Here is a 14237-nt window from a genome sequence, read left to right on the forward strand (position 1 = left end):
CTGCCCTGACTCTCATGAGTGGCGAAGCGGCATAATTCCTATCATTTCTAGACTGGCAATCACGCTGGCCGGCGATGAGACACACAGTTCACATGTCGTCTCCGGTTAAAAAAACCAACGCCCCACAAGGCTGGGCGTTGGCGCAACTTACTACGGCGTCAAACATACGAGGTAGGACCAGCTACCTCGTAGTAGCAATTACGGCATAGCATGCTGCGACTTTATGCTTCCGGTTGAAATATATCGAGGTTGATGATCCCGACCGACCAGCTGCCAGCTGGCAATTTGATACGGGCGCGAAATTAGTCTGGCAGGCTCGCACACGAAACGAAGTTTGGCATCGTTCTGTATGGAATAATTTCGGCCGTGGATGCAGAGAGCTGCAGTGCGTTTCAGACGAGAATGCGCTCGATTTCATCGAGACTGACGTCGTCCCGACGGCGATCGTACAGCTGCGTGGTGCGCGTCGACGCGTGGTTCGCCATCGCCGCAGCATTCTCAAGGGTCCCACCGTTTTTCAGATAGGCGGTGATGCCGGTGGCCCGGAACGTGTGGTTGCCGATCACCGTGCCGATGCCCGCGGCGAGCGCGCGGCGCCGCACCATCTCATACGCGTTTGCCTGCGGCAGCGGCCGCGTGCTCAGCCGCCCGGTACCGCGTGCGATCGTGCGGAACAGTGGACTCTTCGGCTCATCGCGCAGGCCGGTCTGTTCCAGATACGCGTGCAGGTACGCCTCGAGCGTGTGATGACACGGCATCTCATGCCGCTTGCCGCCCTTTTCGCGCAGACGGACCCACAGCCGCCGCTGCTGCACATAGACGTCGTCGACGCGCATCGCGAGCGCCGCACCCACCCGTGCGAACGAAAACACCATCAGCGCGATCAGCGCGCGATCGCGCAGGCCGATCGGCGTCGTTACATCAATGCTGTCCAGCAGCTGCCGCGCCTCGGTCGCATCGAGCACGGGCGTTTTGCCCTTTTTCGTGGTGTGACTCGGACCGCGCACCGACGCGGCCGGGTTGTGCGGGACGATCTGGCCAGTGACGAGCCAGTCGAACAGGTGGCGGATCGCCGCGAGGCGCTGCTTGACGGTCGGCGCGGATAACGTCTGCGTCTGCCGCTCGATCCACGCGGCGACATGCAGCGGCTGCACGGCAGTAATCGACGGCACGCCGGCGCTGGCGCACCATGCGAGGAAGTCGGCGGCGGCCCGTCCATACGCGCGGCGCGTGTGCGGATTGCGGATCGCCGCCGCGAAGAACTCGACAAAGCGGACGCTGGCGCGCTCGCCGGCGCAGGTCACCAGTGCGGGCAACGGGTCCGGCGACCGGCGGGGCAGCAGGGTCTCAGTCATGCGCCGGCGCCGAACCCGTGGGCCGCGTCTGGATGGTCTGGAAGGTCCGGGTCTGCTGCAGGAGCTGCGTGACGGCCTCCGGCGTGCGGGCTGCGGCCTCGACGCCCCCGATCCTGATCCGCAGCGTGCGGCCGGCGCCCCCGTCTAGCCAGCTGATGGCGACCTCCGGTAGCGCGGGGCCTGGCGCCTGCGCGAGCGGGATCACGAATTCGCCGGTCAGCCCGGTGCCGTCCGCCGTGCGGAACGTGACCGCCTCGACCACCGTACCGTCCACCCGCAGCCGGGCATGGAACCGGTGCAGTTCCGCCTGGCAGGGTGGGCTGAACACCGTCAGCTCGGGCGGGCCGGGCAACAGAGTGAGCGCGAGGGCATCGGCAAACATGGTCTCTCCTATATGTGATAAAGGACATTATCATATATAAGACTATTTCTTGCAGTTAGGACTCTTACCGCCCAGGATTGTCTTACAGCGTAGACAGCCTACAAATCCCGCAGCCTGATTCGTATACAGATGCAACCTTGGGCAATCCCAACGGCGGTGACATGAACGCGATAGAAACCAAGCAAGAAAAGGCCATTGCTGCAGCGGCACTCGCCATCACAACCCAGCGAGACAAGGCAACGACAGCGATGGACCGCGCCATTAAACAGCTGGATAAGCTGCCGACCACGTTGCACCGTCGTGACAGTGCGATCAATAAACTGCGGGAGACTCATATCGCCATATCGAAAATCGATGCCAAAGTTCATTTAGATTTGAAAGTGATCGGGGTAAATAATCCGGACGTCTTTGATCGGCCTGTCGGGAAAGCGATCCAAGCCCTTTCAGGGAACAACTATGCGGACGTACCGAATGACATCCAGCAGATGCGAGAAACCCTAAAAACCGGCGGTAGCAATCCGGACATGGCGGTTGCCAAAGCGATCCCTGTAATAGAAGCTGACCTCCGAACTGCCGTTGAGGCCTTACGCCAGATGCAGAAAACAGAAGCGGGTCTGAAGGCGCCTGCATCCGTTATACCGCCACCTCCACCACGGAGACCGTGGCTCCTGAGCGCATGGCCAGTCGTTATCATTTTCGCGATTGCCCTGCTCTACGCAGCCGCATATTTTGTATTCAAGGGTTCAGACGTTCCCGATCCATTGAGTGCACACGGCGCCAACAAGGTGCTGGACGCCGGAAAATCGAATCTGGTCATCATGAAGACAATGGTCACGCAAGGTGACAATCTGCTCGAGGCTCTCCGCAAGCTGATCGAGCATCTCATCAAGCTGATTTCAAAAGTCCCGGCACTCATCGCCGCGTTCGGCATTGCGTATGCCGCTGTTCTAAAACGCTTCAGATAGTCGCTCGCTTTTGCCGGCGCTTTCCCCTAGCTGCGCTGAATGATCTCCATGAGGAGAGGTAATCGTGAACGCTCATATTAAAGTACGCGCGTGGGCGCCAACATTTTTACACTTTTATTTCTTGTCTCTTTCGCTTCGATTGCCGCGGACGTTGCGTCGGCACCTGCGACAACGACAATTAGGGTCGTTCGGCTGCTAAACAGTAGGACCTGAAACCCCCGGCGTCCATAAGTTTTCGACGCTTATCCCTTGGACTTTGATTTCCACACATTCCGTATATATTGCCAGGCTGGAATACCCGCGACCACAATAGCTGCCGCCGTAAGCGCGGCAGTACCGAGTAGCTGCGCTCCGCCCAAGAAAAAGTCCATCGCGCCCGACAGCCCCTTTTTTCCAGCGCCACTTTCAAGGTAAGTCGTTGCGATGCCCATAAAGTGCCACATCAAAGCGATGACCAGCCCGAGGGGGTAACAGCCAAGCGCAGTGGTCCTGAAACGCTTTACAAAGCCCAGCGCAACTCCTGAGAACACGGCCGGCAACACGGTAGCAAGGGTCATGCGCCAGTCACTTGCGTTCTGGATGAACGTCAGGCTTACCGTCGCGATTGAACCGACAAAAACGCCTATACAGAATAGTCCAAGCTCTTCCATCGCCTTACCTCTTCCGTGAGACACAAGTGTCCAAGCAAAACAAATAGTGCGCCGCGGCGTATCTCACTAGGCAGAGGCAAGCGTGTACAGAGGCCGCTAATTCAGTGCGGCCCTTAATGCCTGCTCGATCGACTTGGCATATCCAGCGATGAGGTCAGCCTGGTCCTGACCGTTAATAATCCTGCGAGCGCCAACGTAATCGACGCCGCTGGCATTAATGTATGTTTTAAGTGCCTTTCCGGTGAACAAGCCCTCGCGCATCCCGATCGAAATTACGCGATAGGCAGTGAGCGGATCGAGGGCTCGTTCGGGATCAGCAATCAAAGCTCCGCCGAGGCCAAGGCAATCACCCAGTTGAGCATAGTTGCCTCGACCGGTAAGCTGTACATAACCCCGCCCTTTGAATTTTGCGCCGTCGCCTGGCTGGGTGTTGCCCAATTCCACACTGAGGCTGCCCGGCGGATCATATTTTCCAAAATATGATTCACCACCAAACTCCGTAATAGGCTGCCAGGAATCAGCGCACTCGTGTTTCACGGTGGCAAACATGTACGCTACCCATTGAACATCGTTTATATCTGGATCCAGTTGCACGAATCCCAGCAGGCGATCAAGCCCCGATAGCTTGGGCGACGATAGAGGCGAGAACTGCTTGCCGTAAGCCAGGAAGAAGGTCTGGTGATTGAACCACATGAGCATCCCTCGTTGAGACTGCACTAAATCATTTTCCATTGCTAAAACCCAATACCGAAAAACATTTCTGTATCTGATTAAATGCGTACGGGACAAACAATGCAATGCCACCAAATAAATACTTCATCATACCTGTCATCGCCGCTTCTGACGCATCGCCGTCAACACCGTACCGCCACATGGCTATCGCCCCAAAGCCCAGAAACATTGCCAAGATGACGATCATGCCAAATACGGCAATTATTCTGCTTGTGCTTCCTGCCAATACGGAATAATCAGCAGGCTCGTGTGAAACGACCTGCTCTCTTGTGCCGTCCGGTTGCACCGTGGTCGTTGTTATTGGTTCGGGCGGTGGTTTGCTGACAATGGCCTCCTCCGACAACGCGGCTGCCAGCGACCAGCTCGGATCTCTAGTCAGACTTCTGGCGACAATTAGAATCGCAAAAAAGGAAATGACATACGTCATGAATATGACAAACCCTACCGCAAACGACGACGCCTGAGAAATATCACTATTGCCAGCAGATGCTACCCCTGGAACCAGAATGATAGACATTGCAAATAGTCGCTTCATTGGTAATCATTTTAAGTTCGTTATTTGCGCGTCGCTGGCATGTTTTATAAACTGAGGCCAGTATTACTCCGGATGCCGTGCGGTCACGGGTAGCGGCAACTTTGGGATTCGTATTTAAATTAAATTTCAGGACCGTGTTTTTTCCGCTCGTCAGATTTTCGCCGAATGATCACGACTCGCCCAATTTCCGCTCGATACATTTTTCCAGTTCCGGTTCAGGTATGTATGTACACCATTATCTTAACTCTCGAGGTCAAACTGACGTTTTGACTATTTGGTATAGGGAAAGATTGAGGTATTTCAAAGTACAGACTGACTGTATCGTGCGCTTCCTAACATACGACCTGTGTTAAGTAAGTCATGTGTCAGAAATGCAGACCGTTCGAGCCTATCAATTCGCAGCGCAGCATAAATTTGGTCTGCGTATGCTGAGACGAAACGGCTTTCTTCCTTCCTCAGTCTGCGCCTCTACCTACACTGGAGTAATTTGGAGGGGCATCATGGCAGTGACATCGGAGCAACTGAGAAAATACCGGCGGTTCTTCCGTATCGCGCTTTTTGTATCAGTTGTGGCATCGATTGCCTCCTTCCTTTGGTTCATCGGCACTGCTGGCCCTAGTTCTGACGGTACGATCGTGGTCTCAGGCGCAGCGGTCCTAGTCAGTTTGATCGGTCTGGTCATAACGACAGTGACGAACTGGCGGAGAGACAAACGTGACGCCTTACGCGACAAGCTTGAGATGGAACGAATTCGACTCGAGAACGAGCGACTTCGCCGTGACCTTGCCAATAGCGCGGCGCAGACTACGGAGCGCGACGGTACTAGTTAAGTTAGCCCTGCCGGCGCGCCGAGGGCGGCTGGTTCGTGCCAGTTTGTACTGTTGCTTAACCGGTGAAGGCCCTTTATGCCAAGGGCTGGGTACAACAGCGGAGAAGGATGCGCGCGGTACATGGCAAAGCGTACCGTTGCAGCAAGACGTCGATGCGGACTGAACGAGCCAATACTTTGTCTACCCGACGATGCTATTGAAGATCTGTCAACTCTCTGCGATCCCTGCCCAGGACGACACTGACGTCCAACACCTGTGTTGTACGCGCAGAATGAAATCGCGAAAAAGTCGGGCGTCCAATCCCCACTTTTTCGCACCGGGCATTTTCATGCTAATAGTGACGGTCGTTGCCTACCATTGGCGCCCTTATTGCGAACAGCTGCTTGCGCGTGCCGACGATGGGCCCGTCACGGGCGTAGCCTCACTGAGATGCACCTCCCGCGTCCGCTGGAAGAGGGCCTTGGCCTTGGAAGAATTTCTGGGTTGCCTCGCTGTGATTTTGGGCTTTGGCCACCGCGGCTGCATAACCGGCGCTTGCGAGATCTGCCTCAATGGCTGCACTGCCCGCGTTATCTGTGTCGACCGCGCCTGCTGAGGTGGAGACGCTGGCAGAAGAGTCGAACAATGTTGCAAGATTGATCTTGTTTGGCCCGAAAAACACGCTCCAGAACTCTACGGCTCCCCCTGCGATCACAAAGAACAAGACAGCCCAAACCATTACCATGGAGGGTAGGCGAAGCGCGCTTTTGTCTAACGACGTGAGCGTCGAAAACACAAACAACAGTACCATGCCGATCAGTACAACCACACCGCCGACAATTGTCTGCGCAGTACCGATGTTGAACTTCAGGACAATCGCGACAACGGCAACAAGCGCGACAACAGCCAGCGCAAACCTCATCGCCGGTACCTGCTTGATTGCCTCGCGAAGAATCGCCAGCAAACCATCCATGGCCGTACCCTTGTTTGAGTTTAAAACGCTCTGAGCCTCTGCACGTCAGCGCTTGGCAGATTTTAGACTTGCTTGGCGCCGCGGTGAACGCAATGTATGGTTCAGTTTCAGACAATCTTACATATGCCCAACACTGCTGAGGTTCGGGTTGGCTCGAAGGGCACTGCCGTCTTGAGAAATTGACATAAAACCTGGTGAGCACCCATCGACAGTGTAGAGGCTAAGTTGTAATGTCCGCTTTTAGCCAAGTTCAAATGTCCGCTTTTCCGCAGCGTAAGCTGACCGTCCGCCGGGGTTCCGGCGCGGGAGGCTTTGATGGCTGCGAGCGAACGGATAACGATGACGATGCGCGAACTGGACAGGTTCAAGGTCATTCAGGACGTCGCCGACGGCAGGCTCAAGCCGTGGCGCGCGGCAGAACGGCTCAGGCTGACGACGCGGCAGATTCGCCGCCTCGTTGGCCGGTTGCGCGAGCATGGACCGGAAGGTCTCGTGTCGCGTCGGCGCGCGAAGCCCAGCAACAACCGCCTGGATTCAGTGAAGGCCGATCAGGCGCTCTCGATCATCCGTGACCGCTATGCCGATTTTGGGCCGACACTGGCCTGCGAGAAGCTGGTCGAATCTCACGGCATCCGGCTTGCCAAGGAGACCGTCAGGCGCCTGATGACGGATGCAGGTCTCTGGGTGCCCCGGCGGCAGCGGCCGCCAAAGATCTACCAGCCACGCGCGCGGCGCGCGTGCCTGGGCGAACTGATCCAGATCGACGGCAGCGATCACCGGTGGTTTGAGGACCGGGCACCGGCCTGCTCGCTGCTGGTGTACGTCGACGACGCGACCAGCCGGCTGATGATGCTGCATTTCACAGCCACTGAGTCGACCTTCAGCTACTTCGAGGCGACGCGCGCGTACATTGAACGTCATGGCAAGCCCGTCGCGTTCTACAGCTGTGAATTTCCGGCATATAGGCGCCATTTCGTTTTCGGCGTAATGGCGCCACCGGATTTCCGGCGTAATGGAGCCACGGCGTTTTCGGCGTAAAGGCGCCAGTAGTTTTGCGGCGTAATGGCGCCACCCAGATGACGAGCAGCGAGGGTTCGAACTTCATTGATCGGCTAGACTCCCGGCCTTTTGCCGGGAGAGGCCGTGGCCAATCGGAGGTTCGTTAGGTAAGTCAGAAAATTAGGTTCGGTTGAATATGAGGCAGCGGATTGGGGAGGCCCTTCCCGGGGTTGTGAGGCTATCGTCTGGCCCGGGAAGGGAACTTGGGAGCGAGGTCACTCGCTCGAATGCTTCACCTAATAAACTCAAAGGCTTTCCAGAAATTTGAGCAGTGAATCGGGTGGGCGATAAAAAGGCACCTTGACTCTGGGCGCTTTCACCGCCGCAAGTGCTCGGCGCTTCATTGCCTGATCTGCCTCGACATAGCCGTGCGTCGTCAGGGGGCTTTCATGTCCGAGCCAGAGCGCAACCTCGGTGATACCTACACCGGCCTGCAAGAGATGCGTGGCAACCGTGTGCCTCATGGAATGCGGGGTAATATGGCGCTTCAGAAGCGATGGACAGGTCTTCGCTGCTGCCGTCAGTGCCAGCGAAAATCGTTCAGCCACGTTTGCGCGCGTCATTGGTCCGCCATGGCGACTTGGCAGCAGCGGCTGTTCCGGTTGTAAACGCTGGTTACGTATCCAGGTGCGTATCGCTGCCGCAGTTTCACGCCATAGGGGTACGGCACGCTGCTTCCGCCCCTTGCCATGCAGGCGTACCCACGGCGTCGCAGCGAGCGTTACATCGGCTACCCGCATTCCTGTCAGCTCCGACACTCGGGCTCCAGTGTTGTACAGCAGTGCGAGCAATAGACGGTCGCGCTGCCCGAACCACGTATCCGGATCGGGCGCACCCAACAAGGCGTGAACTTCCTCACGTGAGAGAAATCCGAGAAGCGGTCTCTCGAAACGTTTCGTTGGGATCGAGAGAATTTGTTGAGCCAGGTGCAGTGCTTGCGGACATCGCATCGTGACATAGTGGTAGAAGGTCCGTATTGCGGAAAGCCGGGCATTGCGACTGCGAATGCTATTGGATCGTGCAGTTTCGAGGTGGTCCAGAAAGGCAGTGATCAATGTGACGTCGAGCTCGTCGAGAGTTAACTTCTCGGGCGGCTTATGCAACACTTGCTGAGCGTAGGTCAATAGCATACGGAAGGTGTCACGGTATGATTCGACCGTTCTTGCACTCGCATTCTGCTGCTGCATTAGCCGCTCGACGAAGAACCGCTGGAGGAGCGAGGCAAACTCCTGTGGCTGGCTGGTGACAAGGCTCATGTCGATTCTCCTTTGGCATACTGATGAAAGCGCTCTCCAACGATTGCCATCAGTTCCGGCACCGCCGTACAGTACCAGTAAGTGTGGGCAACTGAAGCGTGGCCGAGATAAGTCGAGAGCGCGAGGATTGCGTGGTCAGCATCGATCCCGTGGCGGTCGGCGCGCAACAGACTGTTGGCGACAAAACTATGTCTGAAGTCATAACAGCGATGATGCGCATAATCGCCTCGTGGCAACCACCCGAGTCGACGGCATAGGGTTTCCAACGCGCACTGGAGCGTTGGTACGCCGGCTGCCTTACCTTTGTCGAGCAGAAAAAAACGGTCGCTGCCTGGCTGGCGCACGAGGCGATCACGCTGTTGAGCATACGTGCGTAGTGCCTCTGTGGTGCTCGGATGCAATGGAATCAAGCGGCTTCGATGCCCTTTTGCTTCCTGGACCAACAGCAGTCCCTGATCAAGATCGACGTCATTACGTGTCAGGCGTGTGGCCTCTATCGGGCGTAGTCCACTTGCTGCGAGCAGCCCGATCATGGTCTTGCAGGTCGCAGGACGCAGGCCATCCCGAGGCTGCAGGCCGGCGGTAGCTGCCATCAGCATCGATACTTCCTGTTGAGTGAAAATATGTGGCGTCAATCGGCGATAGGCTCTGCCGAGCAACCTTCCTGGCGGCACCTCGGTCACTGGATCGAAACGCTGCCAGTACCGCGCAAAACCCCGCAGCAGCTCAAGACGCCGAGCCCAAGTAAAGTATTGACTTCGTTTCGTCGATTGAGCCCATGCCACGGCGAGTTCGACGACAAGGTGTGACTGCGGGGGCGTCTGCCGATCAGCGAACCGCCCGAATTGCCGCAGTCTGGGCGCGTCGCCCACGACATTAAATCCAGCGTTGCGCCGATACGCAAGGTAGTCTTCGATGCGCTCGGTCCAAAGTCGGGGCGCATTCATGATCGATGCTCCGGCCATGGTTGCGCTACCTTGCGCAGACGATCAAGATCAACCCTGGTGTAAAGCGTCGTCGTGTTGAGATGTCTGTGCCCCAGTACATCGGCAACTTCTTTTAGCGATGCCCCACCTTGAATGAGGCGGGTTGCTGCCGTGCGTCGCAACACGTGGACGCCATGAAATCGCTCGTCGAGGCCTGCACGTACAAAGGCGCCTCTGATGAGGTGATTGATGGCAACGGCGTCAATCGGCATGTCGTACGGCGCGATTTGCCGGACAAAGACGGCACGATTACTCGTATCGGGCCGTCCGTATTGTAAATAGCGGACAAGTGCGTGGGCCGTTTGTACCGGCAGCGGTAGCTTGCGTTCTCGTCCGCCCTTGTTATGAGTCAGCGTCACCGTTCCATTCTGCCAATCGAATGATTCCAACTGCAGTCGCACGACTTCCATGCGACGTAGCGCCAAATCGGTCAAAAACCGTGCAATTGCGAAATCGCGCATGCCAATCGGTTTGGTCAAATCGAACGCTGCGAAAAAGAGATCCAGTTCCCTCTCGGTCATCGCAATCGGCAGAGGCGCCGGCATTGGTGGCGCCATCTTCGGGATCGCAGCGAAGAGAGCACGAGTGTCATCTCCGTTCAAGCCACGAAAGCGCAGATAACTTGCGAGATCAACGCAGTAGCTACGACGTGTCCCGTGACTCCGGCCTTTGAAACAGCGTGCGGTGAAGTCCTCAATATCCATTGAAGTCAGGTGACCGGCAGACACGGACCCCTGACCCTGACCGAAGACAGAGTCGAGGAAGCGGCGAATCCGCCAAAGGCGGTTACGGCAAGTGGTCTGCGCGTAACCGCAACTATCCACCAGATAATGCCTGTACAGTTCTAGTTCGATGTCGACCGGCGTATGCAACTGAGGTCGTACGGTGCTGCACAACCCTTCCTCCTTGAGAACGGCCAGAAGATGGCGGAGAGCCGCGCGTACCGTGTTGACATGGCGCATACACGGTCGCGGACATCTGCAATGCGGCAAATGAACATCGACAAACTCCGTCACGAGAGCATCATCGATATCGGCAAGGGTCAACCGCTTGTTCTTGTTCAGCCGATGCGTAAAGTGACGCAAGGAGGCCAGATAGTGTTGAATCGTATCGTCCGCATATCGCAGGGCAAGCAAGTGATCAACGTATTTGGAGACGATGGCGTCTACGGGGCTCCCGATAGCTATGCCACAGCGCGATGAGTCCGCCGCCAATTTGCTGACAGTCATGATGTCCTCCATGAACCAACGTATGCATCGGTAGGAGTACACCGAAATTAGGTGCGCTTCAACAAAGGTCGCATCGCGGCTCTCTACGATACAGTCCGCGTACAAGGGCACTCACCGTGTCGCCTCTGAACCTAATTTCCGCCCGTGCCTAACGAACCTTAGGTGAAGCTTCACCTAAGGTTCGAGATGTACCAATACCGACAGATCCTGGTGCGCATGCGCCGAGGCGACTCTGACCGGGATATCGCACGATCGAAGACCATGGGGCGCAAGAAGATTGCGCAGGTGCGGGAGATTGCCGCCAGGAACGGATGGTTGGCGCGTGAAGCGGTTTTGCCCGACGAACACGTAATGGCCGCTTTCCTGGATCGCAAAGAGGCGCCGCTACCATCGAGCTGCGTCTCAACGTTGGAACCGTGGCGGGAGCAGATCACCAAGTGGCGGGCAACCGGAGTTCAATGCACGACGATCCACTCCACGCTCGTTCGCAACCACGGATACGGCGGCAGCTATTCGTCGGTCTATCGTTTCCTTCTGCATATAGATGCATCGCACACGCCCGACGTGCCGCTGCGCCTGGAATTCAAGCCGGCCGAAGCGGCCCAGGTTGATTTCGGCGCTGGTCCGATGATGACCGACGCGCTCACCGGCGAGATCCACAAGACATGGTTCTTCGTCATGACCCTGGCCTGGTCGCGCCACCAATATGTTGAGTTTGTCCGAGACCAGACGGTAGCAACCTGGCTGGGATGTCACCGGCGCGCGTTCGAGGCATTTGGTGGTGTGCCGGCTCGGGTCATCATCGACAATTGCAAGTGTGCGATCACGCGCGCGTGCTATTACGAGCCCGAGGTGCAACGCGCGTACGGCGAGTGCGCAGAAGGATACGGTTTCAAGATTGATGCTTGTCCGCCAAGGGATCCGCAAAAAAAGGCATAGGCTTCATATTGCACCTTGTGTGGTTGATTGAACAGCGTTAAGCGTCGGAGCAGTCGAACTGTAGCGCCCACCTTGCCCTTTGACGAGGACGACATTGCCCACGGGCTCGAACAGACAGCGATGCAGGTTGCCGTAACGATGCTGGCGCAAGAATCCGCTTTGCCCCCACTGGTAGATGGTGGTCGCGCACACGCCGAGTTGGGCGGCGAGCTCGTCGGCGGTGAGCATGCCGCGCTCTCGTAGGCGCGTAAAGCGGCTCTTAAGTTTATAGGCGTTGCGGATGACGATGACCTTCTTGTGGGTGAAGGCCTCACCTTTCCAGTTCTTGTAGCCGAGCTCGTTGAGGTGCTTGGCGACTTGCCGGTCCGAACAGGTTTCGAGCAATTCGTCGACCTTCGCAACAACCTCTGGCAGCGTCTTGCGAATCAAAGCGATGGGCTTGCGTTTGTCGACCATCAGTGAGGTTGTTTGACCGCCACGGAAGCGAACATGGATCGCGATCTGCTCATTTTTTAAAAGTGTGACGTCCTCAATGAGCAGACCGAGCATCCGTTTGCGTTCGACGGGTTCAACACGCGTGTCGTTCCAGACCACGGCGAAGTCAGCAGCCAGTGCTCGAATGCGCGCACGCGCTTCGTCGGCAAGCAAACGCTGGTCGGCCATGCGTTGGCGGTCGTGCTCCTGTTGCAGATCGTCCAGTTGCCGAAGGCGGGCATTCCAGTCGGCTTCCAAAGCGTCAGCGACCATGCGGTTGGCAGGATCAACATTCATATAACGTCGGCGGGCGAGTTCGGCGTCGTAACGCGCCCGCTCCAGCTGCCGGTTGCGCATCGCGTTCGCCTGTTCAATGCGCCCAGCAATCTCGTCCTCGACGGCGAGAGCGACTTCGATGGCCGCGGGCGCAACAGTCTGTAGCAGCAGTGAACTGATCGCCAAGTCCACATCGCACCCGCGTATTGACTGACACGGCTTGCCTGCACGATGCGCAACAGCGGCGTGACACACATAGTACGGCTCGAGTGTGCTGGTCACCCTCTGATACCGGACGCGCATGCGTTGACCGCATACGCCGCACATCACGCGTCCCTGCAACAGCCCGACACCTTCGCGCGGCATAGCGCCCCGGCTGCCATCAGAGAAACTGCTAGAGCTTTGCTTGAGCGTCACCTGATTGCGCTCAAACTCGTCCCAGTCGATATAACCCGCGTGCGCGTCGCGGATCAATACCTCCCAATCACGCTGGGCGACCTTAAGGCTACGCTGAAAAAGGTCAACGGCATTGGGCGTTCAATCGTTAGATGTGCATGAAACAACAGACCCTTGCGATGGCGGCCGATCAAGGCGCCGGATTTGAACAGTACCGTCGGCCAACCAAACGCGATGTGTTCCTTGAGACGATGGAGCAGATCGTGCCGTGGGCGCAATTGTGCGAGGTTGTCGAGCCGTACTATCCGAAGGGTCAAGGCGGTCGCCCGCCAGTGGGTCTGGAGCGCATGCTGCGCATGCACTTTGTGCAGCACTGGTTCAACCTGGCGGATGAGGCGTGCGAGGAGGCGCTGCTGGACAGCACCGCATTGCGGCGATTCGTCGGGATTGACCTGGGGCGCGAGCGGGTTCCCGATGGCACGACGCTGTTGAAGTTTCGCCGGCTGCTGGAGCGCAACAAGCTCGGCGAGCAGTTGTTCTCCAAGGTCGGCGAAGTACTGCAAGGGCATGGGCTGAAGGTTGGCACCGGCACGATCGTGGATGCCACCATCATCGGTGCGCCCAGTTCCACGAAGAATGCGGACAAGGCACGAGACCCCGAAATGCATCAGACGAGGAAGGGCCAGCAGTGGTACTTCGGCATGAAGCTGCACATCGGTGTGGATAGCCAGACGGGACTGGCACACAGCGCGGTAGTGACGGCGGCAAACGTGCATGACAAGCATCCGCTGCCGGCGCTACTGCACGGCGACGAGCGGCGTGTGTACGGCGACAGCGCCTATGCGAGCCAGAAGGAACTCATCGCCAGCAAGGCGCCGAAAGCGAAGGACTTCACCAACCAGCGTGTGCGCAATCGCAGTGGTGAAGTCGATGAAACCAGGCGCTCGAAAAACCGCAACAAGTCGAAGATTCGTGCCCGGGTCGAACACGTCTTTGCGGTGGTCAAGCGGCTGTGGGGCTTCGGCAAGGTGCGCTATCGCGGCCTCGCGAAGAACGCCACGCGTGCCTTTACTGCACTCGCGCTGGCCAACATCTACATGAGCCGCGCGCGGCTGATGGCACAGGTGCGTCCATAAGCAGCCGAAATGGGTCGAGAGCCCCGCTTGCCAGGCCCTTCAGGGCCGGGAAATCGAACCGGTCGCATCGCTGATCTCACATTCC

The 14237-nt window shown here is 57.4% G+C and carries 13 protein-coding genes and 2 pseudogenes; 5 read left to right on the forward strand and 10 right to left on the reverse strand.

Going from position 1 to position 14237, the window contains the following annotated elements:
• Positions 1-392 precede the first annotated feature (392 nt).
• Both BLW71_RS38070 and BLW71_RS38075 read right to left on the reverse strand, forming a co-directional pair.
• Positions 393-1355: a tyrosine-type recombinase/integrase gene (locus BLW71_RS38070; protein WP_091809625.1), complete on the reverse strand. Its 963-nt coding sequence runs from the start codon at positions 1353-1355 to the stop codon at positions 393-395.
• Complete coding sequence (locus BLW71_RS38075) at positions 1348-1737, reverse strand: hypothetical protein (RefSeq protein WP_091809627.1); 390 nt, start codon at positions 1735-1737, stop codon at positions 1348-1350. The genes BLW71_RS38070 and BLW71_RS38075 overlap by 8 nt, the downstream gene beginning before the upstream one ends.
• Positions 1738-1898: 161 nt before the next feature.
• On the opposite strand from BLW71_RS38075, the gene BLW71_RS38080 reads away from it, so the two are divergent.
• A complete protein-coding gene (locus tag BLW71_RS38080; RefSeq protein ID WP_091809629.1) occupies positions 1899-2702 on the forward strand; it encodes a hypothetical protein in 804 nt (267 codons plus the stop codon).
• Between the two features lie 242 nt (positions 2703-2944).
• On the opposite strand, the gene BLW71_RS38085 is transcribed toward BLW71_RS38080, so the two are convergent.
• From BLW71_RS38085 to BLW71_RS38095, 3 genes are all read right to left on the reverse strand, one after another.
• Positions 2945-3352: a hypothetical protein gene (locus tag BLW71_RS38085; RefSeq protein WP_091809631.1), complete on the reverse strand. Its 408-nt coding sequence runs from the start codon at positions 3350-3352 to the stop codon at positions 2945-2947.
• A 96-nt stretch (positions 3353-3448) separates the two neighbouring features.
• Positions 3449-4045 carry a hypothetical protein gene (locus tag BLW71_RS38090; RefSeq protein ID WP_143048441.1) on the reverse strand — a complete coding sequence of 199 codons (597 nt, stop codon included), beginning with the start codon at positions 4043-4045 and terminating at the stop codon, positions 3449-3451.
• 28 nt (positions 4046-4073) lie between these two features.
• Positions 4074-4601, reverse strand: coding sequence for a hypothetical protein (locus tag BLW71_RS38095; RefSeq protein WP_177205223.1), 528 nt, complete (start codon positions 4599-4601; stop codon positions 4074-4076).
• A gap of 518 nt (positions 4602-5119) precedes the next feature.
• On the opposite strand from BLW71_RS38095, the gene BLW71_RS38100 reads away from it, so the two are divergent.
• Positions 5120-5449: a hypothetical protein gene (locus BLW71_RS38100; RefSeq protein WP_091809638.1), complete on the forward strand. Its 330-nt coding sequence runs from the start codon at positions 5120-5122 to the stop codon at positions 5447-5449.
• A 421-nt stretch (positions 5450-5870) separates the two neighbouring features.
• Here BLW71_RS38100 and BLW71_RS38105 read toward each other — a convergent pair whose 3' ends face one another.
• Positions 5871-6401: a hypothetical protein gene (locus tag BLW71_RS38105; protein ID WP_091809640.1), complete on the reverse strand. Its 531-nt coding sequence runs from the start codon at positions 6399-6401 to the stop codon at positions 5871-5873.
• A gap of 315 nt (positions 6402-6716) precedes the next feature.
• Here BLW71_RS38105 and BLW71_RS38110 point away from each other — a divergent pair.
• Positions 6717-7367 (forward strand): annotated as a pseudogene (locus tag BLW71_RS38110) (ISNCY family transposase); the annotation flags it as partial.
• Positions 7368-7705: 338 nt separating this feature from the next.
• Here the strand turns inward: BLW71_RS38110 and BLW71_RS38115 are convergent.
• From BLW71_RS38115 to BLW71_RS38125, 3 genes are read right to left on the reverse strand one after another with little or no spacing between them, the layout of a single operon-like run.
• Positions 7706-8716 carry a tyrosine-type recombinase/integrase gene (locus tag BLW71_RS38115; protein ID WP_091794125.1) on the reverse strand — a complete coding sequence of 337 codons (1011 nt, stop codon included), beginning with the start codon at positions 8714-8716 and terminating at the stop codon, positions 7706-7708.
• Positions 8713-9663, reverse strand: coding sequence for a tyrosine-type recombinase/integrase (locus BLW71_RS38120; RefSeq protein WP_091794123.1), 951 nt, complete (start codon positions 9661-9663; stop codon positions 8713-8715). Before BLW71_RS38120 ends, BLW71_RS38115 begins: the two co-directional genes overlap by 4 nt.
• Positions 9660-10931: a tyrosine-type recombinase/integrase gene (locus BLW71_RS38125; protein ID WP_177204981.1), complete on the reverse strand. Its 1272-nt coding sequence runs from the start codon at positions 10929-10931 to the stop codon at positions 9660-9662. Before BLW71_RS38125 ends, BLW71_RS38120 begins: the two co-directional genes overlap by 4 nt.
• Before the next feature lie 186 nt (positions 10932-11117).
• On the opposite strand from BLW71_RS38125, the pseudogene istA reads away from it, so the two are divergent.
• A pseudogene (gene istA / locus BLW71_RS38130) lies at positions 11118-11864 on the forward strand (IS21 family transposase); the annotation flags it as partial.
• A gap of 9 nt (positions 11865-11873) precedes the next feature.
• Here the strand turns inward: istA and BLW71_RS38135 are convergent.
• Positions 11874-13094, reverse strand: coding sequence for a recombinase zinc beta ribbon domain-containing protein (locus BLW71_RS38135; RefSeq protein ID WP_091809642.1), 1221 nt, complete (start codon positions 13092-13094; stop codon positions 11874-11876).
• An 80-nt stretch (positions 13095-13174) separates the two neighbouring features.
• Here BLW71_RS38135 and BLW71_RS38140 point away from each other — a divergent pair, with 80 nt between their 5' ends.
• Complete coding sequence (locus BLW71_RS38140; protein WP_091796501.1) at positions 13175-14152, forward strand: IS5 family transposase; 978 nt, start codon at positions 13175-13177, stop codon at positions 14150-14152.
• The last annotated feature ends 85 nt before the right edge of the window (positions 14153-14237 follow it).

This window comes from Burkholderia sp. WP9 (genome assembly GCF_900104795.1).
Lineage (GTDB): Bacteria > Pseudomonadota > Gammaproteobacteria > Burkholderiales > Burkholderiaceae > Paraburkholderia.